Annotated in this window: 1 pseudogene; it reads left to right on the top strand. The window is 71.9% G+C overall.

Going from position 1 to position 1,735, the window contains the following annotated elements:
* Positions 1-48: 48 nt before the first annotated feature.
* Positions 49-1,735 (top strand): annotated as a pseudogene (locus tag U9980_RS13070) (peptidoglycan-binding protein LysM); the annotation flags it as partial.

Below are 1,735 nucleotides of genomic sequence, written 5' to 3'. Positions count from 1 at the left end.
CCTGAGGCTCGTGGCACGGCCGGTGACCGGCCGGTCGGGGACGGCGTCATGGCGGCGGCCACGAACGTCGATGCCGCGATCATCGCTGCCGCGAGTGCCGTCACGCCCTTGCGGGGCGTCGCCGGGTCCGCGCTGCTGGCGGCGGGAGTGGTGGTGGCCCTGGCCGGGCGGCGAACAAGGGCCAGCACGGATGATCCGATCGAGAACATCGAGACCGCCCTCCGCCTTGCCGCAGATGTCGGGGCGGCCCGGTTTGTCGACCAGGCGTTACGGGTACTTTCCGCGAAGCTGACCACGGCCGGCCGCACCCTGCCGTCGGTCTACGCGGCGACTCTCACCGACTCCACCCTGCTGCTTCACATCGCGCCAGCCGAAGTCGACGAGCCGCCGGCACCATGGCGGGTTGGCCAGGCGCCGGGTCACTGGCTCATCGACCGGATCGCCGACACACCCGACGGCCTGCCCACCGGTGTCGGTGCCGGGATTCCGGCGAGCACACCCGCCCCGTACCCGGGCCTTGCCACGGTCGGCACAGATGACCATGGCTCCCAGATTCTCGTAGACGTCGAGGGTGCCCCGGGAATCATCAGCCTGGGCGGGGATGTGGCCGTGGCCCGCGAGGTAGCCGTGTCCATCGCGGTGGAACTTGCCACGAACCTGTGGTCGGATGAGCTGCGCGTCCACATGATCGGTTTTCCCGGCGACCCCACGCCGATCGCCCCGAACCGGTTGCGGACCGGTACCAGCCTCGGCGAGGTTCTGAACGAACTAACTGATCGTGAGTCACGACGCGCCACCACGGCCGGCGATGAGAACGATCCGAACACCACCTTCGGCGCTGCGCTGCGAGGCCGGCAGGCTGCGCGGACCCAGGCGCTGTGGGCGCCGGACCTGCTGGTGCTCGCTGCGCCTCCATCCGACGACGAGGTCGCGCGGCTGTCGGTCCTCGCCACAGGACGCACCCGGGGCGTTGGCGTGATCACAGTGGGCGACACAGGTGCTGCCCGCTGGCGCTTCACGGTCAGCACCGATGGCAGGCTGTCCCTCGGCGTTCTCGGGTTCGACGTCAACGCTCTGACGCTGCCGGCGGACGAGTACTCGGCCATCGTTGAGATGTTCCGGGGGACCGACGCCGATCCAGCGACCTGGACAACCCGAAGCCCCACGCCACCCGCGCTGCCAGCGGGTCCGGGCCAGACGGACGCCTCGGGCCAGACCCAGGCGTGGATCTCTGCGACGAACGCGCTGGGTGCGGGTCGGCCGGGCACCGAGATGGTCAGGTTTACGGTCCGGGATTCAGCAGCCGCCGCGCTGGCTCCTGCTCCTGCTCAGGGAGGAGTACCGGCGCCCGTCCCGTGGGTTCCAGACATTCCGCCGCGGGTGAGCCCGCCGGTCCCCGAGCTGCCGGCCGTGTCTCGTCGAGCGCCCGACGGTCGCAGACATCCAGCGGTACCGCCCATCCCACCGCTACCTCCCCCACCTCCGCCACCGCCACGCGCGCCACTCACGGCCCCACGGCCCAGGCCCCCGATGCCCCCGCTGCCCCCCGGTGAGCGGCCGGTAGCGCCGAGCCCATCACATCCGCTCGGTGTCCGGCCCGCGGGGTCCGCGGGGTCCCAGACAATCCCGACCGGAGGGCTGCCAGCGCTCCCGCCGCCGCGTTCCTTTCCGGTCCGGGCAGCGCCCGCCGCACGCGCTGAAGCTCCCCCGATGGTGCTGCCGCCTGCGGCGCCGC

It is taken from the genome of Protofrankia sp. Cr1, assembly GCF_963555865.1.
GTDB lineage: Bacteria > Actinomycetota > Actinomycetes > Frankiales > Frankiaceae > Protofrankia.
The sequence above is the reverse complement of the archived record's forward strand: the minus strand, read 5'-3'. Positions and strand labels throughout refer to the sequence as shown.